At 35.7% G+C, this 24,510-nt stretch carries 19 protein-coding genes; 18 read left to right on the top strand and 1 reads right to left on the bottom strand.

Annotated elements, in window-relative coordinates:
• Window positions 1-24: 24 nt before the first annotated feature.
• On the bottom strand, window positions 25-2,058 hold the full coding sequence (gene metG, locus FNE73_RS12885; RefSeq protein WP_143884991.1) for a methionine--tRNA ligase: 2,034 nt from the start codon (window positions 2,056-2,058) through the stop codon (window positions 25-27).
• A 329-nt stretch (window positions 2,059-2,387) separates the two neighbouring features.
• Here metG and FNE73_RS12890 point away from each other — a divergent pair, with 329 nt between their 5' ends.
• The 18 genes from FNE73_RS12890 (at window position 2,388) to FNE73_RS12975 (ending at window position 24,484) form a co-directional block, all read left to right on the top strand.
• The gene (locus FNE73_RS12890; protein WP_185147344.1) at window positions 2,388-5,267 is read left to right on the top strand and encodes a SusC/RagA family TonB-linked outer membrane protein; all 2,880 of its coding nucleotides are present in this window, start codon (window positions 2,388-2,390) and stop codon (window positions 5,265-5,267) included.
• 10 nt (window positions 5,268-5,277) lie between these two features.
• Window positions 5,278-6,831 carry a RagB/SusD family nutrient uptake outer membrane protein gene (locus FNE73_RS12895; RefSeq protein WP_143884993.1) on the top strand — a complete coding sequence of 518 codons (1,554 nt, stop codon included), beginning with the start codon at window positions 5,278-5,280 and terminating at the stop codon, window positions 6,829-6,831.
• Window positions 6,832-6,849: 18 nt separating this feature from the next.
• Complete coding sequence (locus tag FNE73_RS12900) at window positions 6,850-7,917, top strand: SusF/SusE family outer membrane protein (protein WP_143884994.1); 1,068 nt, start codon at window positions 6,850-6,852, stop codon at window positions 7,915-7,917.
• A 78-nt stretch (window positions 7,918-7,995) separates the two neighbouring features.
• On the top strand, window positions 7,996-10,155 hold the full coding sequence (locus FNE73_RS12905) for a glycoside hydrolase family 97 protein (protein WP_143884995.1): 2,160 nt from the start codon (window positions 7,996-7,998) through the stop codon (window positions 10,153-10,155).
• A gap of 59 nt (window positions 10,156-10,214) precedes the next feature.
• On the top strand, window positions 10,215-10,694 hold the full coding sequence (locus FNE73_RS12910) for a DoxX family protein (RefSeq protein WP_143884996.1): 480 nt from the start codon (window positions 10,215-10,217) through the stop codon (window positions 10,692-10,694).
• Window positions 10,691-11,050, top strand: a complete 360-nt coding sequence (locus FNE73_RS12915) for a hypothetical protein (protein WP_143884997.1) — start codon at window positions 10,691-10,693, stop codon at window positions 11,048-11,050. Before FNE73_RS12910 ends, FNE73_RS12915 begins: the two co-directional genes overlap by 4 nt.
• 34 nt (window positions 11,051-11,084) lie before the next feature.
• Complete coding sequence (locus FNE73_RS12920) at window positions 11,085-12,938, top strand: glycoside hydrolase family 13 protein (protein WP_143884998.1); 1,854 nt, start codon at window positions 11,085-11,087, stop codon at window positions 12,936-12,938.
• A 137-nt stretch (window positions 12,939-13,075) separates the two neighbouring features.
• The gene (locus FNE73_RS12925; protein ID WP_143884999.1) at window positions 13,076-13,591 is read left to right on the top strand and encodes a nuclear transport factor 2 family protein; all 516 of its coding nucleotides are present in this window, start codon (window positions 13,076-13,078) and stop codon (window positions 13,589-13,591) included.
• The gene (locus FNE73_RS12930; RefSeq protein WP_143885000.1) at window positions 13,591-14,997 is read left to right on the top strand and encodes an MFS transporter; all 1,407 of its coding nucleotides are present in this window, start codon (window positions 13,591-13,593) and stop codon (window positions 14,995-14,997) included. The genes FNE73_RS12925 and FNE73_RS12930 overlap by 1 nt, the downstream gene beginning before the upstream one ends.
• 198 nt (window positions 14,998-15,195) lie before the next feature.
• Entirely contained in the window at window positions 15,196-15,924 is a 729-nt protein-coding gene (locus FNE73_RS12935; RefSeq protein WP_143885001.1) for a pirin family protein, read from the top strand.
• A gap of 125 nt (window positions 15,925-16,049) precedes the next feature.
• Window positions 16,050-16,601: an NADPH-dependent FMN reductase gene (locus FNE73_RS12940; RefSeq protein ID WP_143885002.1), complete on the top strand. Its 552-nt coding sequence runs from the start codon at window positions 16,050-16,052 to the stop codon at window positions 16,599-16,601.
• Window positions 16,602-16,848: 247 nt separating this feature from the next.
• Window positions 16,849-17,841: a phosphoribosylformylglycinamidine cyclo-ligase gene (gene purM, locus FNE73_RS12945; RefSeq protein WP_143885003.1), complete on the top strand. Its 993-nt coding sequence runs from the start codon at window positions 16,849-16,851 to the stop codon at window positions 17,839-17,841.
• 76 nt (window positions 17,842-17,917) lie between these two features.
• On the top strand, window positions 17,918-18,490 hold the full coding sequence (purN, locus tag FNE73_RS12950) for a phosphoribosylglycinamide formyltransferase (protein ID WP_143885004.1): 573 nt from the start codon (window positions 17,918-17,920) through the stop codon (window positions 18,488-18,490).
• Window positions 18,491-18,680: 190 nt separating this feature from the next.
• A complete protein-coding gene (gene purH / locus FNE73_RS12955; RefSeq protein WP_143885005.1) occupies window positions 18,681-20,198 on the top strand; it encodes a bifunctional phosphoribosylaminoimidazolecarboxamide formyltransferase/IMP cyclohydrolase in 1,518 nt (505 codons plus the stop codon).
• 85 nt (window positions 20,199-20,283) lie between these two features.
• Window positions 20,284-21,522 (top strand): phosphoribosylamine--glycine ligase, encoded by a 1,239-nt coding sequence (purD, locus tag FNE73_RS12960; protein ID WP_143885006.1) that lies wholly within the window; start codon window positions 20,284-20,286, stop codon window positions 21,520-21,522.
• 153 nt (window positions 21,523-21,675) lie between these two features.
• Entirely contained in the window at window positions 21,676-23,205 is a 1,530-nt protein-coding gene (gene guaA / locus FNE73_RS12965; RefSeq protein WP_143885007.1) for a glutamine-hydrolyzing GMP synthase, read from the top strand.
• A 108-nt stretch (window positions 23,206-23,313) separates the two neighbouring features.
• Window positions 23,314-23,991, top strand: coding sequence for a potassium channel family protein (locus FNE73_RS12970; protein WP_143885008.1), 678 nt, complete (start codon window positions 23,314-23,316; stop codon window positions 23,989-23,991).
• Between the two features lie 88 nt (window positions 23,992-24,079).
• Window positions 24,080-24,484: a DUF805 domain-containing protein gene (locus FNE73_RS12975; protein ID WP_143885009.1), complete on the top strand. Its 405-nt coding sequence runs from the start codon at window positions 24,080-24,082 to the stop codon at window positions 24,482-24,484.
• The last annotated feature ends 26 nt before the right edge of the window (window positions 24,485-24,510 follow it).

Consider the following 24,510-nt stretch of genomic DNA (forward strand, 5'->3'; position numbering starts at 1 on the left):
ATTCTATATTATACAAAATTGATCTTATCCAATCTCAATACCATTATCTACCGTTTCGTCAGGCGTTACAAAAGATAATTTTCCGTCCGGTTTTGTGGTTAAAAGCAACATTCCCTGAGATTCGATTCCTCTGATTTTTCTCGGAGCAAGATTTAATAAAATCATTACCTGCTTTCCAATCACTTCTTCCGGAGTAAAGCTTTCTGCAATTCCTGAAACTACCGTTCTTACATCCACTCCGGTATCTACTTTCAGTTTTAACAATTTATCTGCTTTTTCTACTTTTTCAGCTTCTAAAATGGTTGCAGTTCTTAAGTCGATTTTTGTAAAATCATCAAAAGTGATTTCGTCTTTCATAGGGTTGGCGTTAGGGTTTGTTTTTTTATTGTTTTGTTTGGTGCTTTCCAGTTTTTGGATTTGAGCTTCGATAACATCGTCTTCAATTTTTGAGAAAAGAAGAGATGCTTCGTTGATTTTGTGACCAGTTTCAATTAAAACAGATTTAGTTTCAACGTCTTTCCAATCTGTTTTTTGAACATTAAATAGAGTCAATAATTTTTCAGAACTGAAAGGCATAAAAGGTTCACATAATTGAGCTAAAGCAACAGCAATCTGAGCGCCTACAAATAGAGAATGCGCCGCTTTTTCAGGATGGTCTTTAATGGTTTTCCAAGGTTCTTCTGTCTGAAGATACTGGTTTCCAAAACGTGCTAAATTCATTAAAGCTGTTAAAGAATTTCTGAATTCATAGTTTTCCAGAAAACCTGAAATTTCTTTTGCAGCTTTATTGATTTCTGCTAATTCAGGAGTATTTACATCACCTTGAGGAACAATTCCGTCATAGTATTTATGAATTAAAACTGCCACTCTGTTGATGAAGTTTCCGAAAATCCCAACCAATTCTGAATTGTTTTTGGTTTGGAAATCCTTCCAGGTAAAGTTATTGTCTTTTGTTTCCGGAGCCGATGAAAGCAGTGCGTAACGCAAAACATCCTGTTGTCCGGGGAAATCTTCCACATATTCGTGCGCCCAAACCGCCCAGTTTCTTGAAGTTGAGATTTTATCGTTTTCAAGATTCAGAAATTCAAAAGCAGGAACATTTTTCGGCATATTAAAATCGCCGTGAGCTTTCATCATCGAAGGGAAAATAATACAGTGAAACACAATATTATCTTTTCCAATAAAGTGAACCAAATCAGATTCTTCGCTTTGCCAGTAATCTTTCCAGTCTTTTCCGTTTTTCTCAGCCCATTCTTTCGTGAAAGAAATATAACCGATTGGTGCATCAAACCAAACGTAAAGTACTTTTCCTTCAGCATTCGGAAGCGGAACAGGAACACCCCAATTCAAATCTCTGGTCATTGCACGAGGTTTCAAACCGTCATTCAACCAGGATTTTACCTGTCCGTAGACATTCGGCTTCCAGTCGTCTTTATGACCTTCAATGATCCATTCGTTTAGGAAATCTTCGTATTCATTTAATGGTAAATACCAGTTTTTTGTTTCTTTTAAAATAGGAACATTGCCGCTCAACATTGATTTTGGATTGATCAATTCGGATGGTGAAAGGGTAGAACCGCATTTTTCACACTGATCTCCGTACGCATTTTCATTACCACAATTCGGGCAGGTTCCTACAATATACCGGTCTGCTAAAAATTCTCCCGCCTGTTCGTCAAAATACTGCTCAGACATTTCTTCTGTAAACTTCCCTTTTTCATAAAGAACTTTAAAGAAATCCTGACTTGTTTCCCGGTGATTTACAGAAGTTGTTCTTGAATACTCGTCAAAAGAAATCCCCAAATCTGAGAAAGATTTTTTGATGATTTCGTGGTATTTATCAACAATATCCTGCGGCGTAACGCCTTCTTTTTTAGCTCTTATGGTAATAGGGATTCCGTGTTCATCGCTTCCGCAGATAAACGCCACATCTTTCCCTGATCTTCTCTGAAATCTCGCATAAACATCTGCAGGAATATAAACACCTGCCAAATGCCCAATATGAACCGGTCCGTTTGCATAAGGCAAAGCTGCCGTAATCATCTTTCTGTTTGACATTTATAGTATAGTTTTAAGTCTGCAAAGATAAGGTAAATCTTCAAAATTATCTCAATATGAATATTATGAAACAAAATAGGTCTAATTAGTTAATTAATATGATAATAAGTTAAACATTTGTTTAACCTATTGTTAATTTACAAACCATGTTATGTTATGCATATTTTCATTAAATAATTTGTTATCAGTAAATTAAATAAAATTACTTGTTTAATATACATAATTTTATGTTAAATTAAAATAAAATTATGATAATTATAATTTTTTTATAAATTGCACCAAAGCTTAAAGCTAAAGAAAAATAAAGAAACTATATAAAATATAATATTGTGAAAAACTTTACAACGGTATTGAAAATTGCGCCGGCATTTTTATTGGCAAGCTCAATATTGCAGGCACAAAATAACGACTCTCTTACAAAAGAAAAGACTATTGAAGAAGTTGTTTTAGTGGGTTTTGGAGCTAAGAAGAAAACAGATCTTACAGGATCAGTGACTGCTGTAACTGAGAAGGATTTTAACAAAGGTGCAATTGTCTCCGCTGATCAACTGATACAGGGGAAGGCTCCAGGAGTTAGGATAACCAATAACGGAGGTTCACCAGATTCTAATCCAAATATAAGAATTAGAGGAGGATCATCTCTAAGTGCATCTAATAACCCTTTGATTGTTATTGACGGAATTCCTCTTGATGCTACTAATCCAGCAGGAATACAAAACCCTTTAGCTTTAGTAAATCCAAATGATATAGAATCATTTTCAATTCTGAAAGATGCTTCCGCTACAGCGATTTACGGTGCGAGAGCTTCTAATGGTGTAATTTTGATTAAAACGAAATCAGGCGGCGGAAAATTAAAAATGAGTTTCAACACCAATGTTTCTGTTGGAAAAGTTTCAAAATACATTGATGTAATGGACTCTGACCAGTTCGTAGATTTTGTTAAAAACTATTTTCCAAATGATGTATGGAAGCTTGGTGTTGGTGGAGATATCAACAACCCGACTGTCATGGGAAAAGTTTATGACACCAACTGGCAGGATGTAGTTTACAGAACTTCAGTATCTACAGATAACAACTTTAGTGCCTCTGGAAATCTCTTTAATAGATTACCTGTAAGATTATCTTTAGGATATAACAGGACAGAAGGGGTAGTGAGAAATGATGATTTAGAACGATATTCTGCAACCTTAAGACTTACACCAACATTTTTTGATAAACATCTAAAAGTAGATGTTAATGCAAAAGGGTTTAAAGTAGACAAACAGACTGTAGATGCTGGTGGTGCAATAGGAAGTGCATTATCAAGAAATCCAACATTACCAGTATATAGTAGTGATGTTTGGGGCATGAATGGACCTAACTATTTTGGAGGATATTATCAAAATTATTACATTGGAACAAATGGACGTTACAATTTAACAACTGATTCTAATCCTCTTGGTCTCCTTGAGCAGAGATTTAGGCCAGAAAACACAATGCGTTTTTTAGGAAATGTTGAGTTGGATTATAAATTTCACTTCTTACCAGATTTAAGAGCGGTTGTCAATATGGGTATTGAATCTTCAAGAACTAAAATTCGTGAAACTTATGCACCTAATGCCCGTAATTCAGTAATCAATTTAGTATACAATTCTTTGGATGATATCTTATATAATCCAGGCTTGGGATATGCGGAAAACCAGTTTACTAATAATAGAAACTTGGATGCATATTTAGTTTATAACAGAAAAATTAATGACTTTTTTACTAATTTTTTAATTCAGGGAGGTTATACTTATCAGGATTTTAGATATGATGGAAATAAAGAGCAATTCTACGCAGATCCAAGCGGTTCCGGAATTAGAATTCCGCAACCAAACAGAGCTAATCCTACATTTGGATATTTTAATCACCTGAATTTACAGTCTTTCTTTGCAAGGACTAATGTAGATATTAAAAACAGATATTTGTTTACTGCATCTTTCAGAGCAGATGCATCTTCTCTATTTAATGGCTTTGACAACCAGTGGGGATATTTTCCTTCTGCAGCAGTTGCATGGAAAATGCAGGAAGAGGAATTTCTTAGAAACTCATCTGTTGTTAAAGAACTTAAGCTAAGATTAGGATGGGGGCAGACAGGTCAGCAAGATATAACTCAGATTTCTGGAGGTTTTTATCCTTCAAGACCTTTATTTTCTTTAGGCTCTGAAACTGCTCAATACCTTCCTGGTTTTAACATTTATAATGCTTTGCCTTTTAATCAAAATCTGAAATGGGAAACAACGACAAGCTGGAATGCAGGTGTAGATTTCAGCCTATTCAGAAATAATTTAATTTCAGGAAGCATTGATTTTTATGATAGAAAATCTACCGATCTATTACTGAAAGCTCCACTACCACCTGGACAAGGTCTTACTAATGAATTTTCGGATAATGTTGGATCTTTAAGAAATCGTGGGGTAGAAATGAATCTTAATGTAAATCCAATTAAAAATGAAAATCTAAACTGGAATATTTTTGGTAATTTTTCCTATAATAAAGGAGAAATTTTAGAACTGAAATATTATGACAGAATTTCTGCAGGAGGAGATCTTCCAGTAGGAACAGGCGTAAAAGTTGCATATAATGTTGTTGGTTTACAGCCATATTCAGCCTGGGTGTTCCAACAGGTTTATGATGCGTCAGGTAACCCTATTGCAGATTCTTTTGTAGACAGAAATGGTGATGGAATTATCACTAACGAAGATCGTTATGATGCTCAAATGATTCCTAATTTTACTTATGGATTTGGAACATCGTTAACGTACAAAAATTGGGATTTCACTGCTAACCTGAGGGGACAGATTGGCGGTAAAGTGTATGATGGAAGACATGTTGCGCAAGGTTTTGTTAATCAGACCAAGCCGTCAAACTCAGAACATTTAAATAATACTCTTGATTTCTCAAACAATCAGTATTCTATAAATCTTGTTCAGCCAACTGACAATATGTTTTTCTCAGATTATTTCTTGCATGATGCTTCATTTCTGAGAATGGATAATGTTACTTTAGGTTATAAAATTGACAAAATATTTGGCAACAAACTAGATTTAAGAATTTACGGATCAGTAAACAATGCTTTTATTATTACTAATTATAAAGGACAAGATCCTGAGAATTTTGGAGGAATTGATAGTAATTTTTATCCAAGACCAAGAATTTATACTTTAGGCTTTAACTTTAATTTTTAATTGATTTAAAATGAAAAAAACAAAAATATATAGCATATTAGCAATAGCAGGATTATTTCTTGCATCTTGTACCAATGATCTGGTAACTGAACCTAAATATGAACTGACTTTAGAAGAGTTATTGGTAAGAGATCCTAATGCCGTAGAAGGATTACTATCCAGAATGTATTCCACATTTGCACTCTCCAGTGTTTCAGGTCCGGGAGATTCTGATATCGCAGGAGCTAATGCTGGAGAATCACCTTTTATCAGGGGGCTTGTAAATCTTAATGATTTTACGGCTGATGGAATGAAAAATAGGTGGGGAGATAACGGATTAGACCAGTTAACGACAACAACAGGATGGAATTCTAATAATAAATTTTTTAAATATGTATACGACAGAATTTATTATACTATTCCTCAAACTACTAATCTCATTATTATTTTGAAAGAAAAAGTAGACGTTCCAAATGAAGACCAGTATATTAGTGAACTAAGGTTTTTAAGAGCATTATCATATTATTATTTAATTGATTTTTTTGGAAAAGGCCCATTAGTCAATGATGAAAATTATGGTACTCCTAACCCTATTCCTGAAGCTTCAAGGGCTGAACTATTTGCATTTGTAGAATCCGAGCTTAAAGATATCGAATCGAAGATTGCTCCATCAAATAGCTACGGTAGAGCAAATCAGGCTGTAGTTCAGATGTTATTAGCTAAATTATATCTTAATGCTGAGGTCTACACCGGATCCGCAAAGTATAGTGAGGCTGCAACTTATGCTACAAAAGTAATTACAAGTGGTATATATCAGTTAGAGTCTAATTTCGCGAAAAATTTCCGAGCTGATAATAATACTTCCAAAGAAATTATTTTCCCTTTGATTGCTGATGCTAGCAATTCTCAAAGCTTTGGTAATACTACCTATATTGTGAATGGAAATCTGAACTCAGCTACTATGACTTTAGATACATATGGAGCAACAGAAGGCTGGGGCGGGCACCGTGCAACAAAAGGATGGTATGGACTTTTCGCACCCAATGCAGCAGCACTTGCAGCAAGTACAGATGTTAGAGCAAAGCAATTTTGGTTAACAGGCCACAATTATGAAATGGCTGACTATAAAGAGTGGACCGATGGTTATCCTTCAATAAAATTTTCTAATAAGAATTCAGATGGTTCTGGTGCCGTAACATCTTTTTCATCTACTGACTTTCCTCTTTTCAGATTAGCAGATGCCTATCTTATATATGCTGAGTGTGCTTTGAGAGGCGCTTCTACAGCCAATGTAGCACAGGGTCTTACCTATGTTAATCAAATTCGCACAAGATCAAATGCTTCTTCTCTTCCTGCACTTACTTTACAAAACGTATTGGATGAAAGAGGTAGAGAGTTAGGTCTTGAGGGTGTCAGAAGACAGGATTTAATAAGATTCGGAAGATTTACCGGCGCAACTTATCTTTGGCCTTGGAAAGGAGGTGTAGCAAACGGAACATCTATATCAGATAATTATAAGCTTTTCCCAATTCCAGCTTCTGCAATTCAGGCAAATCCTAATCTAACTCAAAATCCAGGGTATTAATTTTTAAATTGTTAAAAAATGAAAAAAATAATTAATATATTATTAACTTCAATGCTGTTTTTATTTATTTTCTCGTGTGTAGAGGAAGATGATAAGATAGTTTTAAATGAAGTTTCAGAAGGAAATATTTCTGCTGATAAAAGCACTTTGGTTCTTAATAACGCTACACCAGAAGTGGAAGCGATAAAGTTTTCATATAAAATTCCTGCTTTTGATGTTTTGGTTGTTCCTCAATATTCAATTGAAATAGCATTGAAAGGCACAAATTTCAATAATTCTCAGTCTATATCGACAACAAAAGATCCAGCTACATTAACTCTTACACACAAAATCTTTAACGAACGATTAGTAGCTTTAGGAGCAAAACCAGGAGAAGAGACTGATATAGAAGTAAGGTTGAGAACATTTTTTAATCAGAATGCAAATTATTATTCTAATGTGCTTTCGTTAAAAGTAACACCTTTTGTTGATCTGAAAAATCTATATCTTGTTGGCGATGCTACAGAAGCAGGATGGAATAACAACAACAACAATCCTGTACTTTTTAGAGATCCGGTTAATGTTAACAAATTTTACTTCAGAGGATATTTTGCTGCCGGAGCATTTAAAGTATTAGAAAAGCTTGGCGAATGGCATCCACAATGGGGAGTAAACGGAAGTGTAGTTTCAGTTAGCAATCCTAACGGATCCAACGAACCAGGTGTATTTAGTATTCCTTCTGCTGGATACTACAGTTTCGAAATTGATATTAACTTGAAAACATTCACTTTAACCCCTTCTACATCTGGTAATGTCTATACAACTATAGGTATTATTGGTTCTTCAACACCTGACGGATGGAACAGTGATCAGGATATGGTTACATCATCTTTTAATCCTCATATTTGGAAGATAAGTAACGTTTCACTTACTGTTGGGGAAGCAAAATTTAGAGCTAATAATGATTGGGGAACTAACTGGGGAAGCAATACTCCTTTTTCGGGAATTGCAACATCTGGCGGTGCTAATATACCTGTAAATGAAGCAGGTAATTATGACGTCTATTTCAATGATTTAGATGGAAGATATATTTTTGTTAAGAAATAATAATAATGGATTTCACATAGCAAAGTGTTGCTTTTCAGCAGCACTTTGTTTATTTTTATACGTTTATAAATAATCATTATGAAGAAAATTACAATGGGAGCAGCTTTGTTCTCCATGATGTTTGCCGGTATCAATGCACAATCCCTCAAATCTCCTGACGGGAAATTTGAAATGAACTTCCAGCTAAAACAGGGGGTTCCATACTATAATCTTAAATACAATGGAAATATTGTTGTAGAAGATTCTAAATTAGGATTAAGAATTTTTAAAGACAAAGCCATAAAATTTGCTTCTGAAATTGCAAAGCCTGAAGATGCTAAGTTCGATTTAAATAGCGGATTTACAAAAATTGCGGAAAAAAGAGATACCAAAAATGAAACCTGGCAGCCTGTATTAGGCGAAAAGAAAAATTACATCAATCATTATAACGAGTTGGCCCTTACTCTTAATCAGGCTTCTACAGAAAGAAGTATTGTTGTTAAATTCAGATTATTTAATGACGGATTAGGTTTCAGATATGAATTTCCTCAGCAGAAAAATTTAAACTACTTCGTCATTAGAGAAGAAGACTCTGAAATAGATCTGACTTCTGATATGAAAGCATGGTGGATGGTTGCAGATTATGATTCGCAGGAATATAAATACCAGGAGACAAAAATTTCTGAAATCCCTTCAAAATGGGCAGGTGCAGCAGATGCAAATGCTTCCCAGACGTTAATAAAAAATGCAGTACAGTCTCCTTTAATGTTGAAAAGAGAAGGTAAAGAACCTTTATACATCAATATTGCTGAAGCAGCAGTGCTAGATTATCCAGCCTCTCATTTAGAAGTTGATGCTCAGAATTTTAAATTTAAAACTCACCTTACTGCAGACAGGCAGGGAGCTAAAGGATATGTTCAGACTCCAATGGTTACCCCATGGAGAACCATTATTGTTTCTCCAAAGGCAGAAGAAGTAATGGCTTCTAAAATGCTTTTTAATCTTAATGAACCCACAAAATATACGGATACTTCTTATATTCATCCTACAAAATACATGGGAGTATGGTGGGAAATGATTATTGGTAAATCTCAGTGGGCTTACGGACAACCGGAATCTAATGTTCGAATTGGCGAAACTGATTTTGCAAAATTGACTCCCAACGGAAAACATGCTGCTAATAATACCAAAGTGAAAGAATATATTGATTTCGCTGCTGAAAACGGTTTCGACGGATTACTGATAGAAGGCTGGAATATAGGATGGGAAGACTGGTTTGGAAATTCAAAAGAATTTGTATTCGATTTTATTACTCCATATCCTGATTTTGACATTAAAATGCTGAATGACTATGCACATTCTAAGGGTATCAAACTCATCATGCATCACGAAACTTCAGGTTCAGCCACAAACTATGAAAGATGGGCAGACAAAGCTTTTCAGCTGATGAATAAATACGGGTATGATGCGGTGAAAACCGGATATGTAGGAGATATTATTCCAAGGGGAGAACATCATTATTCTCAATGGACGATCAATCATTTTTACAGAATTGCTGAGAAAGCAAATGAGTATAAAATTATGATAAATTCACATGAATCGGTTCGTCCGACTGGGGAGAGCAGAACCTATCCAAACTATATTTCGGCTGAAGCTGCGAGAGGAACCGAATATGAGGCCTTCGGCGGGAACAATCCTGATCACCAGACAATTCTTCCGTTTACACGATGGATGGGAGGCTCGATGGATTACACACCGGGGATTTTCCAGACAAAACTGGATTATTATTTCCCTGGAGATAAGCGTTTCGTAAAAACAACGCTGGTAAAGCAGTTAGCGCTGTATGTAGTAATGTATATGCCTCTTCAGATGGCGGCAGATTTACCTGAAAACTACAAAAAGCACATGGATGCCTTCCAGTTTATCAAAGATGTAGCGGCAGACTGGGATGATACGAAAATTTTATCGGCAGAACCGGGCGATTATATCATTACTGCGAGAAAAGCAAAAGGAACAGAAAACTGGTTCGTTGGCGGAATTACCGATGAAAACAAGCGTGATTACACGGTAGATTTCTCATTCCTGAACAAAGGTCAGAAATATGAAGCTACCATTTATGAAGATGGAAAGGATGCGGATTACATCAACAATCCTCAAAGCTATAACATCTACAAAAAGGAGATCACCAGCAAATCTAAAATCAATTTTAAAATGGTACGAAGCGGAGGTTTTGCCATCTCTATCAAGCCTGTAAAATAATTTAATCAACTAAAAAACCTTACAGATTTTTCTGTAGGGTTTTTTTAACACATATTCCTATGATAAAAAAAATTCTTACCCCCATTCAGATGCCATTTTGGTGGCAGGATCTTCTTTTTGCTGTTCCAAGAATAGTTTGCGGATATTTACTCACCAGTGATTTTGGTGCTGCAAAGTTTGGTTTGCCTTGGTCTCCGGCAGACAATAATCTGAAATTTTTTGAAGTGGCTTTCTGGTTTCCGAATGATGTCGCGGAATACGGTGGTCTTTTTGCCATGTTTCCTGCATTTTTTGCATGGATGGGCGCATTCAGCGAAGCGGTGGGCGGAATTTTTTTGCTGTTGGGATTGTTTACAAGACCTTTTGCAGTACTTGTCTTCATTACCATGTTTGTTGCTGTGTTTTTTCAGCAGATGAATCAGGGAGTGTGGAATATGCTGCCTGCAATGGGAATTATGTGGGTAAGTTTATTTTACATTATTTTAGGCTCAGGAAGATTTGGTTTAGATTATATAATTGCTAAAAAAATGATCCGATGAAAAAAATAGTATTTCTTATGATGTGCTGTTTTCTGATGCTCAGTTGTGTTCAGAAAACATATAAACAGACTGTGATTTATACCATTGAAATTCCTGATTCTGATAATGTTACATCTGTAGGAGTCAGAGGGAAAGACAAGCCTCTGAGCTGGGATCAGGATACTGAGCTTAAAAAAATTAATGATAAAGGGATTTATCAGGTTAAGGTAACATATCTTACAGGGTATAAATTTACAGAAGTGAAATTTACCCGTAACGGAGAATATGAACTTCAGGATATGCCAAACAGGAGAATTGAATTTAACAATTCAGGAACGACTCAATACAAAGCAGTTTTTAATAAGCCATTAAAATAAAAACGAAATCATTTATATTACATTTTGAAAAATTATGCGTCATAAACTTTTTTCTATCACATCGCTTTGCGCATCATCTTTATTTTTTTCACAGATCCAGAAAGTAGAACCTGCATTCTGGTGGAAAGGAATGAAAAACCCGGAACTTCAAATTCTGATGTACGGGAAAGATATTGCGAAAAATGAAATTGAACTTTCAGACGGAGTTCAGATCAAGGATATCCAGAAAGTAGAAAATCCAAACTATGTTTTTGTAACCGTTAATACCAATGAAATTAACGTTCCGAAATTCAGCATCAATGTAAAAAACGGAAAGAAAAATGTCGGTTCTTACACGTATGAACTGAAGCAGAGAAATTCAAATTCAGCAAACAGAGAATCCTATTCTTCCAAAGACGTGATGTATCTCATCATGCCCGATCGTTTTGCAAATGGCGATGAAAAAAACGATTCCAGCCCCAATTTAACGGAAAAAGCAAACCGAAATCTTCCTAACGGCAGACACGGCGGAGATCTGCGCGGAATTATCAACAATTTGGATTATATTCAGAATCTAGGAGCAACCGCTGTCTGGCTTACTCCGGTGAATGAAGATAACGAAAAAGTATATTCTTATCACGGATATGCACAGACAGATTTATACAAAATTGATCAGCGTTACGGAACCAACGAAGAGTATAAAGAACTTTCCCAAAAACTGAATCAAAGAAAAATGAAGCTCGTGATGGATTATGTAACCAATCACTGGGGAATTTCACACTGGATGATTAAAGATCTGCCTACAAAAGACTGGATTCACTGGTTCAGCGATGGCGAAAATGGTTTTAAACGTTCCAATTATAAAACAACTACTCAGTTTGATACAAATGCTTCTGAGGTGGATAAAAAATTGGCCTTAGACGGATGGTTTGATACAACAATGCCCGATATTAATCAGAAAAATCCTTTGGTTCTAAAATATTTAACACAGAATGCAATCTGGTGGATCGAATATGCCGAATTGGGAGGTTTCCGTGTAGACACCTATCCTTACAACGACAAGGAAGCAATGGCAAAATGGGCAAAAGCCATTACTGATGAATATCCGAACTTCAATATTGTGGGAGAAGCCTGGCTATATTCCAGTGCGCATATTGCAGCGTGGCAGAAGGATTCGAAAATAGGAGAGGCGGCAAATTATAATTCAAACCTTCCTTCTGTAATGGATTTTACGTTGTATTCTGATCTTCCGAAAGCTTTGAAAGAAAAAGACGGATGGGATTCCGGAATGGTAAAACTATACAACGTATTTACCAGCGATTTCCTGTACCCGAATATCAATAACCTTTTGGTGTTTTTTGAAAATCACGATACCGAAAGATTTAACGAAGTTTTCAATGGGAATCCTGCGGAATATAAACTGGCAATGACCTTAATATCAACAGTTCGCGGAATTCCACAGCTGTATTACGGTTCTGAAGTGGGAATGCGCGGCGACAAAAACAAAGGGGGCGATGCAGACATCAGAAGAGATTTTCCGGGCGGCTGGAAATCAGATAAGATCAATGCTTTCAATTCTTCAACTCAGACTCCTGAACAAAAAGAATTTTACGATTTTACTCAGAAGTTGCTGAACTGGAGAAAAGGTAAAGAAGTCATTCATACAGGAAAAACCAAAAATTTCGTTCCTCAGAATAATGTTTTTGTGTATTTTAGATATAACGAAAAAGAAAGCGTAATGGTCATTTTAAATAATAATGATTCAGAACAAACGATCGACGTGAAGCATTTCGCAGAATCTCTGAACGGTTTTTCAAAAGGGAAAGACATCATTTCCGGCAAAGAATTTCCGGTAAAGGACAATTTTAAAATTCCTGCAAAATCATCGATGGTTATTGAATTGAATTAAAACTAACTTTCACAATTAAAATCTTTGTGATCTTACCTAAGTGAAACGCCTTTGCGAACTTAAAGACAGTTAGTAGTTAAAAAGAAAACTTTGAGCTCTTTGCGTTAAAAAATAAAATTAAAGGTTTATAATTAAAAATGAAAAAAACAACAATATTCTTTACATTCATCCTATTTGTATTGAGTTTTACATCCATTTCTGCTCAGTCAAAATTCGATAAAGAAAAAACAGAAATCGGAACTATGCTCGACGGATTTAATGTCGCGGCAGCAAAAGCAGATTTCACCACCTATTTTAATTATTTTGCCGATGAATCTGTTTTTATCGGGACAGATGCTACAGAAGTCTGGGACAAAAAAGCCTTTATGATTTGGGCAAAACCCTATTTCGATAAAAAGAAAACATGGAATTTTACTTCTCTGAAAAGAAATATTTACTTCAGCAAAGACGTAAAACTGGCTTGGTTTGATGAAGTATTGGATACCCAAATGAAAATCTGCCGAGGCTCTGGAGTTTTAGAAAAAATCAACGGAGTTTGGAAGGTGAAACAATATGTACTTTCTATGACGGTTCCCAATGAAGTTGTTGACAAAGTAGTTGGCGAAAAAACTGCGATTGAAGATGAATTAATTCAGAAATTAAAAACTAAATAATGAAAAAAAATATCAGTGGCTCATTAGAAAGGAGAAAAAAACCGAATCTTTCTATGCTTCAAATTATTAATATGAGCATGGGATTTCTCGGAATCCAGATGGCTTTTGGTCTGCAAAACGGAAATGCAAGCCGGATTTTGGCAAATTTCGGAGCCGATGTTCACGAATTATCATGGTTTTGGCTCGTTGCGCCGGTTACAGGTTTGATTGTTCAGCCCATTATTGGTCATATGGGAGATAATACATGGAGTCCACTTGGGAGAAGAAAACCTTATTTTTTAATTGGGGCCGTTTTATGCGCCATCGGATTGGTAATGCTTCCCAATGCAGCTTCCGCCACACAGATGATGGCAGCAAATGTCTTGTTGATCGCTGTTATTTTCTTAGCAATGATGGATGCGTCTATTAATGTAGCAATGGAGCCTTTCCGTGCTTTGGTAGGAGATATGCTGCCAAAACATCAGGCGACAATAGGCTTTTCAGTTCAGACGATTTTGATAGGAATCGGGGCGGTAATCGGCTCAGATTTACCCAACTGGCTTACCAAAATGGGAATTTCTAATGAGGCTCCGAAAGGATTTGTTGCAGATAATGTTATCTATTCTTTTTACATTGGTGCGGCCGTACTTATTGTATCAATTCTATATACAATTATTACGATCAAAGAGTATTCTCCTGAAGAATTTGCTTCATTTGAAGGCGGAAAGGAAATTGTAGAAGAAAAATCTAAAATGTCAGATATTTTCAAGGATTTTGCCAATGTGCCGTCCCAGATGAAAAAACTGGGCGTGGTGCAGTTCTTCTCGTGGTTTGCCTTATTTACGATGTGGGTTTTTACAACCAGTGCTTTGGCAACCCATCATTTCGGTCTTTCTCCTGAAGATACCCATTCAGCGGAATTTAATAAAGCGGGAGATTTAACGGGAAGTCTTTTTGGAAGTTATAATTTCTATGCTATTTTCTTTGCTTTTGCGCTGACTCCGATTGCCAAATTTATCGGTAAAAAGCAGACTCACGCTTTGGCTTTGGCAAGTGGAGGATTAGGATTGATTTCGATGTATTTTATTAAAGATATAAGTTACCTCTGGATTTCCATGGTAGGATTAGGCTTTGCGTGGGCAAGTATTCTGGCAATGCCTTATGCCATGCTTATTGATTCTATTCCACAGAAAAAAATGGGCGTTTACATGGGAATTTTCAACTTTTTTATTGTAATTCCACAAATCATAAACGGTATATTCGGAGGTCCGATTGTAAGTGGTGTTTTTGGTAAAATGGCAATTGATTATATCATTGTCGGAGGTATCTGCATGTTGTTGGGAGCAGTTTTGACGATGATTTTGGTTAAATCCGGAGGTGATACTCCGAAAGAAATTGAGGAAGAGATTCAACAGGTCCATTTTTAATAATATTTAAAAGTTTCATATATAAAGCGGACTTATTGTTCGCTTTTTTATTTTCTACAGATTACATTTTTGAATTTGTTTAATCAAATACCTTCAAAGCTTTCTTATCTTACGTCAACATTTTCAGGGCTTGCAAGATCTACATTTGTATTGTAATTAATGATAACAATAAAAAATAATTAAATAATAATAAAAGATATGAAAACAGTTTATCACAAAGCAGATACAAGAGGTCATGCCAATCACGGATGGTTAAATTCTTATCACACATTCAGTTTTGCAGGATATCAAAACCAGGAAAGAATTAATTTTGGAGTTTTAAGGGTTTTAAATGATGATACCGTTTCTCAGGGAATGGGTTTCGGAACACATCCCCACAGAGACATGGAGATTATTTCTATTCCGTTGGAAGGAGATCTGGAGCATAAAGATTCTATGGGAACAACTGCGGTTATTAAAAAAGGTGAGATTCAGGTAATGAGTGCCGGAACAGGAGTTCAGCATAGCGAATACAACAAAAATAAAGATGAACCTGTTAAATTTTTACAAATTTGGGTTTTTCCCAGAGAAATTGGCGTTGAACCGAGATATGACCAGCAAAATATTAAAAGTGAAGAGAAGATCAATGACTTCCAGCAGATTCTCTCACCTGATAAAAATGATGCCGGAGTTTGGATACATCAGGATGCATGGTTTAATTTAGCTAATTTCAAAAATGGAAATTCAAAAGACTACCAACTGAATAAAAACGGAAACGGAGTCTATGCATTTGTTCTTAGCGGAACTGCAAAAATTGGTGATCAGATTTTAAACAGCAGAGACGGACTGGGAATTTGGGATACTCAGAGTTTTAATGTTGAAGCACTTGAAGATGCAGAAATTCTTTTAATGGAAGTTCCAATGGAGTTACCGGCGTATCTTAAATAAACCCTAATTTTGAACCACAAAAATTCCCATCCTTCGGAAGGGTGGCGAAAAATCATTGATTTTTTGACGGGGTGGTTGCATAAAAAACCAATAATAAAACATATCAAAATATACAATTAAAATAAATGAAAATTTTAGCAATAGCAGGAAGCAATTCCGATACATCGATCAACAAAATGCTGGTTACTTACGCAGCTTCATTAATTCCAAACGCAGAAGTGGAAATTGTAGACATGAATGCGTTTGAAATGCCTATCTACAAGCATCAGCGTGAAGTAGAAAGCGGAGTTCCGCAGGGCGCAAAAAACTTTGCAGAGAAAATTGACGCATCAGACATACTTTTGGTATCTTTATCTGAACACAACGGAACTTACTCTTCAGCATTCAAAAATGTGTTCGACTGGACTTCGAGAATCAAAGAAAGAGCAGTCTGGAATGAGAAGCCGATGCTGCTAATGGCAACAGCTCCCGGTGGAAGAGGAGGTCTGGGAGTTCTGGAAGCAGCCGAAAAGCGTTTTCCACTTCACGGAGGAAATATTGTAGAAACTTTTTCACTTCCCTTTTTTAATGATAATTTCAACAGAGAAAGTCTAAGTATTTCTAATGAAGAGAAAAACAATGAGTTAAAAGAGAAAATGAGCAAAATTGCTACGTTAGAATCAATACTCGAAAAATAGATTTGAAATTTAACGGAAAATTAATATCTTTGCAAAAAGAAAAAAATGAAGATTCAGTCTACTTTTAATCAATGTTTTTCAAAATATGGAAAAACTGTGGACTCTGAAACTTTCAGATAAAACATCAGCCGATAATCGACCAAGATTGTCGGCTTTTTTATTTTCTTTAAAAGGATAAAAGTAAATGTAAAAAGATAAAGATAACAGTCTGTAATCTGAAATCTTGCATCTAAAATCTAATATAATAATGAGCAACACGTACAAATCAGCAGGAGTAGACAAAGAGGAAGGATACAAAACCGTTGACAAGATCAAAAAAGCGGTGGGCGAAACGCACAATGCAAATGTTTTGAATCATTTGGGAAGTTTCGGGGCATTCTATGAGATCGGAGGATACAAGAATCCGGTTTTGGTTTCAGGAACTGATGGAGTGGGAACAAAACTTAAAGTTGCGCTAGATTCAAAAAAATACGATTCTATCGGAGTAGACTGTTTCGCAATGTGCGCCAATGATATTCTTTGTCACGGCGCAAAACCATTATTTTTCCTGGATTATCTTGCTTGTGGAAAACTGGACTCCGAAATTGCTGCTGAAATCGTTTTGGGAATGGTAGAAGCCTGTAAAGATAATAATTGTGCATTAATTGGTGGTGAAACTGCTGAAATGCCGGGAATGTACCAGCCTGGAGATTATGATGTTGCGGGATTCTGCGTAGGAATCGTTGAAAAAGACCAGATTATTGATGGTTCAAAAATCAAATCAGGGGACAAGATTATTGCTCTTCCAAGCTCAGGTTTCCATTCCAACGGATTCTCTCTGGTAAGAAAAGTTTTCCCGGATTTTAACGAAGAATTTGAAGGTAAACCTTTGTACGAAACACTTTTGGTTCCAACCAGATTATATTATAAAGATATTCATAATATCCTTGAAGAAGTAGAAGTTTCAGGGATTGCACACATCACGGGAGGAGGTCTGTATGAAAACATTCCTAGAATCATAGCTGACGGACTTTGCGCATCGATTGATGCTTCAAAAATAAATATTCCGACGATCATGCTGGAATTGGAAAAAAGAGGGGGAGTTGCCCGTGAAGAAATGTTCGGAACATTCAACATGGGGGTCGGAATGATTGTCGTAGTGGATGCAGAGCACTCCGAAAAAGTATTGCATCTTTTAGACGATGCTTATGAAATCGGAGAAATTACAGAAGGAAGCGAAAAAATCGATTTGAAATTCTAAAGGACATCAGATTTAAGATCTCAGATCTCAGACTTTTATTCTGAAATCTAATATCTGAAATCTATTACCTAAATTAATGAAAAACTTAGTCATACTCGTTTCAGGTTCAGGAACCAATCTTCAGAGAATTATTGATACTATTGATAATGGAGAAATCCGGAATGCAAAAGTATCATTAGTGATTGCTGACAGAGAATGTTACGGATTGGAAAGAGCGAAAAACCATAACATAGAAAATGTTCTCATCCCGAGAGGAAAAAACTTCAGTAAAGAATTGGCTGAAAAAATTCCTCAGAATACAGACTTAATCGTTTTAGCAGGATTTTTATCTATTCTGAAACCTGAATTCTGTGAAAAATGGAGCGGAAAAATAATCAATATTCATCCGGCTCTGCTTCCGAAATTCGGAGGGAAAGGAATGTGGGGACATCATGTGCACAATGCCGTAATTGAAGCAAAAGAAAGACAAAGCGGGGCAACCGTACATTTTGTAACGTCTGGAATTGATGAAGGAGAAGCCATTCTTCAGAAATCATTCGACATTACAGAAGATGATACCCCCGAAACCGTTGCGGAAAAAGTTCATTTGATAGAATATGAAATTTTTCCAATTGCGATAGACAAAGTACTTAATAATGTAACAATCTAATAATTAACAATTTACCAATTTAATGATTGTTAGATTGTTATACTGATAAATTGTTATATTAAAATAAAAGACACATTTAGATTTTAATTATTTCGAAAACAGGAAAATCTAAATAAAAATAAAAGATCGGAGGTGAAAGACCCGGTCTACAGTTTGAAATAACTGTAAAAAGTAAAAAATCGAAAGTAAAATGAGCAAAAAGAGAGTTTTAATCAGTGTTTCTGACAAAAGCGGATTAACCGAATTCGCGCAGTTTTTGGAAGCCCAAAATTATGAATTGATTTCTACAGGAGGGACGTTCAAACATTTGAAAGACGCTGGTTTAAATCCGATTCAGATTGATGAGGTTACCAATTTCCCGGAAATGTTGGATGGAAGAGTGAAAACATTACACCCGAAAGTTCACGGCGGATTGTTGGCGGTACGTTCCAACGAAGAACATATGAAAACCGTTCAGGAACACGGAATTGGACTGATTGACATGGTAATTGTGAATCTTTATCCTTTCTTTGAAAATGTAAACAAAAACATTTCTCTTCACGAAAAGGTAGAGTTCATTGACATCGGAGGTCCTTCAATGCTACGTTCTGCTGCTAAAAACTTTGATTCTGTTACGGTAATTACTGATGTAGAAGATTATGCGACAGTAAAGATCGAAATGGAGCAAAACGGTGACACCTATATCGAAACCCGTAAAAAACTGGCAGGAAAGGTGTTCAACCTTACTTCGGCTTATGACGCAGCAATTTCAAGAATGCTTTTGGATGAAGAATATCCAACCTATCTGAATGCTTCCTACAAAAAAGTTTCTGATCTTAGATACGGAGAAAACCCTCATCAGACAGCAGCTTACTATGTGTCTACTTTCGAAAATGGCGCGATGAAAGATTTCGAACAGTTAGGAGGTAAAGAATTGTCTTTCAATAATCTTCGTGATATGGATCTTTGCTGGAAAGTGGTGAGAGAATTCAAAGAAGAAATGGCTTGTTGTGCGGTAAAGCATTCAACACCTTGCGGAGTGGCAATTGGTACATCAGCTCTGGAGACTTACCAGAAAACTTTTGAGTGTGATCCGGTATCTATATTTGGCGGAATTGTTGCAATGAATTACAAAATTGATGCAGCAACAGCAGAAGAATTAAATAAAACTTTCCTTGAAATTGTGATGGCTCCGGAGTTTGATAACGAAGCGCTTGAAATTTTAAGAAAGAAAAAAAACTTAAGAATCATCAAAATTATCAATCCTGTTTCAGACAAACAGACTTGGGTGAAAATTGACGGTGGAATCCTTGTTCAGGACAACGACAGCATTTTCTCAGACGAAATCAAAGTTGTCACAGAAACGCAGCCGACAGAAGAGCAGAAAAAGGCATTACTTTTCTCTCAGAGAGTGGTAAAATATGTAAAATCAAATGCCATTGTTGTTTCCAACGGAATTCAGGCTTTTGGAATCGGTGGAGGACAGGTAAACAGAATCTGGGCTACTCAGCAGGCGATTGAAAGAGCTAAAGAAAAATTCTCCGGAGAATTGGTATTGGCATCAGATGCATTTTTTCCTTTCCGTGATGTGGTAGACTTCTGCGCTCAGGAAGGTATTACAGCAATCATTCAGCCGGGAGGAAGTGTAAAAGATCAGGACAGCATTGATGCTGCTAATGAACACAAGATCCCGATGATGTTTACAGCCGTAAGACACTTTTTGCATTAAAATGAAATTAAAATAAATATTTAGGATTGTATTTATTGCATTCAAATTATATATTTGTAAAATAGACTAGTTAATAATATAAAATATGAGAATATTAATCATAGGTGAAGGCGGAAGAGAATCTGCTTTAGCAGCAAAACTTCAGAAAGATTCCAGAATTACAAAAATGTTTTTTGCAAACGGGAATGCGACTACTGATGCAATAGGGAAGAATGTACATTTATCCGACATTAAAGAATTGAGAGATTTTGCAATCAAGGAAAAAGTAGATTTAACGATTGTTGGTCCGGAAGCACCACTTGTTGCTGGTTTGAAGGACGAATTTAAGAAACACGGACTTAAAGTTTTCGGACCCAACCAAAAAGTGGCGAGTCTGGAAGGCAGTAAGGCTTTTTCTAAGAAGTTTATGCAGACCTATGATATCAAAACAGCCAAAGCTGTGGTTTTTGATTCTTATCCTGAAGCTAAAGAATATGTACAGACTCAAAACTACCCATTGGTAGTAAAAGCAAGTGGTCTTGCAGGAGGAAAAGGTGTAGTAATCTGTGAAAATCGTGAAGAAGCAGAAGCGACGATTCACGATTTTATGATCAGAAGAATCTACGGCGATGCAGGAATCAGATTGGTTATCGAAGAATATCTTGAAGGTTTTGAAGCATCAATCATTGCATTTTCTAATGGTGAAAAATTATTTCCTTGTATCGCAGCGAAGGATTATAAAAAAGTCGGAAACGGAGATACAGGTGCAAACACTGGAGGAATGGGTGCGGTAGCTCCAAGTCCGGAATTTACACAAGAGCATTTTGCTGATTTTGAAAAGAATATTCTTGAACCAACATTAAAAGGTCTGAAAGCAGAAGGTTTCGGCTTTAAAGGAATTATTTTCTTCGGATTAATGGTTACCAAAAACGGAACGTATCTTCTTGAATATAACATGAGATTTGGAGATCCAGAAACTCAGGTTTTGATGGCATTAATGGAAAACAATCTTCTAGATGTTATTCAGGACTGTATGGATGGAAAAGACATTCAGCTTAAATTTAAAGACGAAAAAGCAGTCTGCTTAGTTATGTGTTCCGGTGGTTATCCAAGAAATATGGAGCTTGGCTTTGAAATAAAAGGTGGAGATAAAATAAAACACAGCCAGCTTTTATACGCAGGAGCTATCAAAAAAGGAGACAAAGTGGTTTCTAATGGCGGTAGAGTATTAAATTTAGTGGCTACAGGTGCGACTTATGAAGATGCTCGTAAGAAGGTTTATGAAGATGCACTTCCTGTACATTTCGATTACAGCTTTTACAGAGAAGACATCGGAAAGTTTTAAAATAAATCACGAAAAAAGATTTGGAGAAATCCAGGTCTTTTTTTGTAAAGAATTTAATAGCAGTAAGCTTTAAGCTATAGGCAATAAGCTTTGAAATTTACAAATAGCCTACTGCTCACAGCCTATAGCCTCAAGCATTAATAAAATTTTAAAATGAACAACGGTATTATCATACTAGATTTCGGATCACAATATAATCAGCTTATCGGAAGAAGAATCCGTGAAATGGGCGTATATTCTGAAATTTTACCATTCAACACACCCTTAGAAACAATTTTAGAAAAACAGCCAAAAGGAATTATTCTTTCCGGAGGACCTAGTTCTGTGAATGCAGAAAACGCCCATCTTGTTGAAAAAGAATTGTACGAACAGGGCATTCCAGTTTTGGGAATCTGCTACGGAATGCAGCTTACGGCTCATCTTTTAGGCGGTAAAGTTCATAAAGGCGTAAAAGGTGAATACGGAAAAGCTCACCTTGAAATTGTAAACGAGTCATCTCTGTTGAAAGGAGTTACCAATAATTCTATAGTTTGGATGAGTCATTTTGACGAGGTCGGAATGCTGCCTCCAGGTTTTGAACTTAATGCACAATCCGGAGTAATTGCCTCTATTGCAAACGAAGAAAAGAAAATCTATTGTGTACAGTTTCATCCTGAAGTTTCTCATACGGAAGAAGGTGGAAAAATGCTTGAAAATTTCGTTTTCGGAATTTGTGATGCAGAAAAAAACTGGAAACTGACGAATTATATTGAAAAAACCGTTGCAGAAATCCGTGAAAGAGTAGGAGATCAAAAAGTAATTTTAGGTTTATCCGGCGGGGTAGATTCATCTGTTGCAGCAGTTCTCATTCACAAGGCAATCGGGGATCAGTTAACTTGTATTTTCGTTGATACAGGTTTGCTCAGAAAAGATGAAGACAAAAAAGTAATGGATAATTACGGCGAGCATTTCCACATGAATATCAAATTGGTAGATGCTAAAGAAAGATTTTTGTCAAAGTTAGCCGGAGTAGAGGATCCTGAAACCAAAAGAAAAATCATCGGAAATGAATTTATTCACGTTTTCGACGAAGAATCTCATAAAATTGAAGGCGCTAAATTTTTAGCACAAGGAACAATTTATCCGGACGTTATTGAAAGTCAGTCTGTAAACGGACCTTCTGCGGTAATTAAATCCCATCACAATGTGGGCGGTCTTCCTGAGGAAATGGAGTTTGAACTGCTTGAACCATTAAGAGAATTATTCAAGGATGAAGTAAGAAAAGTAGGGGAAGAATTGGGAATTCCTCATCATTTGGTGCACAGACATCCTTTTCCTGGTCCTGGTTTAGGAATTAGAGTATTGGGAGCTGTAGATGCAGAAAAAGTAAGAATTTTGCAGGAAGCTGATGATATTTTTATTGAAGAATTGTACAAAAACGATCTGTATGAAAAAGTTTCTCAGGCTTTCGTAGTACTTCTTCCGGTAAAATCTGTAGGAGTGATGGGCGATGAAAGAACGTATGAATACACAGCAGTCGTTCGTTCTGCAAATACCATCGACTTTATGACGGCAACTTGGAGCAGACTTCCTTATGAATTTTTAGATACTGTTTCCAGCAGAATCATCAACGAAGTAAGAGGAATTAATAGAGTAGCCTACGATATTTCCAGCAAACCACCTGCAACTATTGAGTGGGAATAGTTTTGCTCTGAATTAAATAATAATCCTGTCTTTACTAGACGGGATTTTTTGTTTTTAGTATTTTTGTTGATTAAACTTACACTGTTAATTTTAAAAAAACACTATAAAATGAAGATTAAAATTTTTTTAAATAAAAGAAAATACGAATTGCTTTTAGCGGCACTTATTCAGCATCTTTTTATTGGCATTATTGTAAAAGACACTACTTTTTATACCGAAGTTCTTTGGCCTGTGAATATGCTCATTTTGGGTTTGGCAAGTATTGGAGTTTTCATTGAAAAAGGAAGACTTAAAAATATGACTAAAAATTTTTTAACGATTTTGGTTATTGTTCTGCCCATTATACTGTCATTTTTTAAGGGTGTTCCTGAATTCATGTTTTTTCTTAACATCAGCTATGTCGTATTTTATTTTTTTATTTTTCTTGAGGTTTTCAAATTTTTGGTAAAACCAAGCTATATTAACACAGATATTATTTCCGCTTCAGCGTGCGGATTATTATTGCTGTTAGAAGCTTTTGTCTTCATGTTTCAGATTTATGCATATTCAGATACTCACTCTTTTAAAGGATTAAATTATTCCAGTCCGGCGCATACATTTATGGATCTCGTATATTTTTGCTCCGTTACCCTAACTACCATTGGTTACGGTGATATTACTCCCAACTCGTATCAAACCAAACTCATTACTTCACTTATTGGAATTGTCGGACAGTTTTATTCCGTTGTTTTAGTGGGAATTATTATCAGTAAATTCTCAAATAAAATAAATAATAATTTACATTAGAATATATATTTTATATTTTAAAATTGCGATAATGATTTATTGTCAAAAAAAAATTATATTTTTGGATTTAACTATTAAAAAAACAACTATGAAATGGTATTTAAAAGTACTTAAACAGTACGCAGATTTTAACGGAAGAGCTAGAAGAACTGAATATTGGATGTACATTCTATTCAATATGATTTTTGCAATAATAGCTGCAATTTTAGACAATATTTTAGGATTAAAATTTTCTTCTGAAAGTCCATACGGATTTATTTATATGGTTTATGCTTTGGCTGTATTTATCCCTGGATTAGCGGTTTCAGTAAGAAGATTGCATGATGTTGGGAAAAGTGGTTGGTTTCTTCTAATTGCATTTATTCCTATAATTGGAGCTATCTGGTTATTGATTTTGTACTTTACAGAAGGTGATTCTGGGACAAACCAATATGGTTTAAATCCTAAAGAAAATTTCAGCGAAATAAATGAAATTGGCACAAAGGAATTTTAACTTATAATCACATAAAAGCGCTTCAA

The organism is Chryseobacterium binzhouense (genome assembly GCF_007474545.1).
GTDB classification, from domain to species: domain Bacteria; phylum Bacteroidota; class Bacteroidia; order Flavobacteriales; family Weeksellaceae; genus Chryseobacterium; species Chryseobacterium binzhouense.

What these genes read in the sequence shown, in the direction of transcription:
- FNE73_RS12895 (WP_143884993.1), top strand. Translation starts at nt 5,278, where the DNA reads ATGAAAAAAACAAAAATATATAGCATATTAGCAATAGCAGGATTATTT.
- FNE73_RS12920 (WP_143884998.1), top strand. Translation starts at nt 11,085, where the DNA reads ATGCGTCATAAACTTTTTTCTATCACATCGCTTTGCGCATCATCTTTA.
- purD (WP_143885006.1), top strand. Translation starts at nt 20,284, where the DNA reads ATGAGAATATTAATCATAGGTGAAGGCGGAAGAGAATCTGCTTTAGCA.
- guaA (WP_143885007.1), top strand. Translation starts at nt 21,676, where the DNA reads ATGAACAACGGTATTATCATACTAGATTTCGGATCACAATATAATCAG.
- purN (WP_143885004.1), top strand. Translation starts at nt 17,918, where the DNA reads ATGAAAAACTTAGTCATACTCGTTTCAGGTTCAGGAACCAATCTTCAG.
- FNE73_RS12970 (WP_143885008.1), top strand. Translation starts at nt 23,314, where the DNA reads ATGAAGATTAAAATTTTTTTAAATAAAAGAAAATACGAATTGCTTTTA.
- FNE73_RS12975 (WP_143885009.1), top strand. Translation starts at nt 24,080, where the DNA reads ATGAAATGGTATTTAAAAGTACTTAAACAGTACGCAGATTTTAACGGA.
- purM (WP_143885003.1), top strand. Translation starts at nt 16,849, where the DNA reads ATGAGCAACACGTACAAATCAGCAGGAGTAGACAAAGAGGAAGGATAC.
- metG (WP_143884991.1), bottom strand. Translation starts at nt 2,058, where the DNA reads ATGTCAAACAGAAAGATGATTACGGCAGCTTTGCCTTATGCAAACGGA.
- FNE73_RS12940 (WP_143885002.1), top strand. Translation starts at nt 16,050, where the DNA reads ATGAAAATTTTAGCAATAGCAGGAAGCAATTCCGATACATCGATCAAC.
- FNE73_RS12935 (WP_143885001.1), top strand. Translation starts at nt 15,196, where the DNA reads ATGAAAACAGTTTATCACAAAGCAGATACAAGAGGTCATGCCAATCAC.
- FNE73_RS12915 (WP_143884997.1), top strand. Translation starts at nt 10,691, where the DNA reads ATGAAAAAAATAGTATTTCTTATGATGTGCTGTTTTCTGATGCTCAGT.
- FNE73_RS12905 (WP_143884995.1), top strand. Translation starts at nt 7,996, where the DNA reads ATGAAGAAAATTACAATGGGAGCAGCTTTGTTCTCCATGATGTTTGCC.
- FNE73_RS12930 (WP_143885000.1), top strand. Translation starts at nt 13,591, where the DNA reads ATGAAAAAAAATATCAGTGGCTCATTAGAAAGGAGAAAAAAACCGAAT.
- FNE73_RS12910 (WP_143884996.1), top strand. Translation starts at nt 10,215, where the DNA reads ATGATAAAAAAAATTCTTACCCCCATTCAGATGCCATTTTGGTGGCAG.
- FNE73_RS12900 (WP_143884994.1), top strand. Translation starts at nt 6,850, where the DNA reads ATGAAAAAAATAATTAATATATTATTAACTTCAATGCTGTTTTTATTT.
- FNE73_RS12925 (WP_143884999.1), top strand. Translation starts at nt 13,076, where the DNA reads ATGAAAAAAACAACAATATTCTTTACATTCATCCTATTTGTATTGAGT.
- purH (WP_143885005.1), top strand. Translation starts at nt 18,681, where the DNA reads ATGAGCAAAAAGAGAGTTTTAATCAGTGTTTCTGACAAAAGCGGATTA.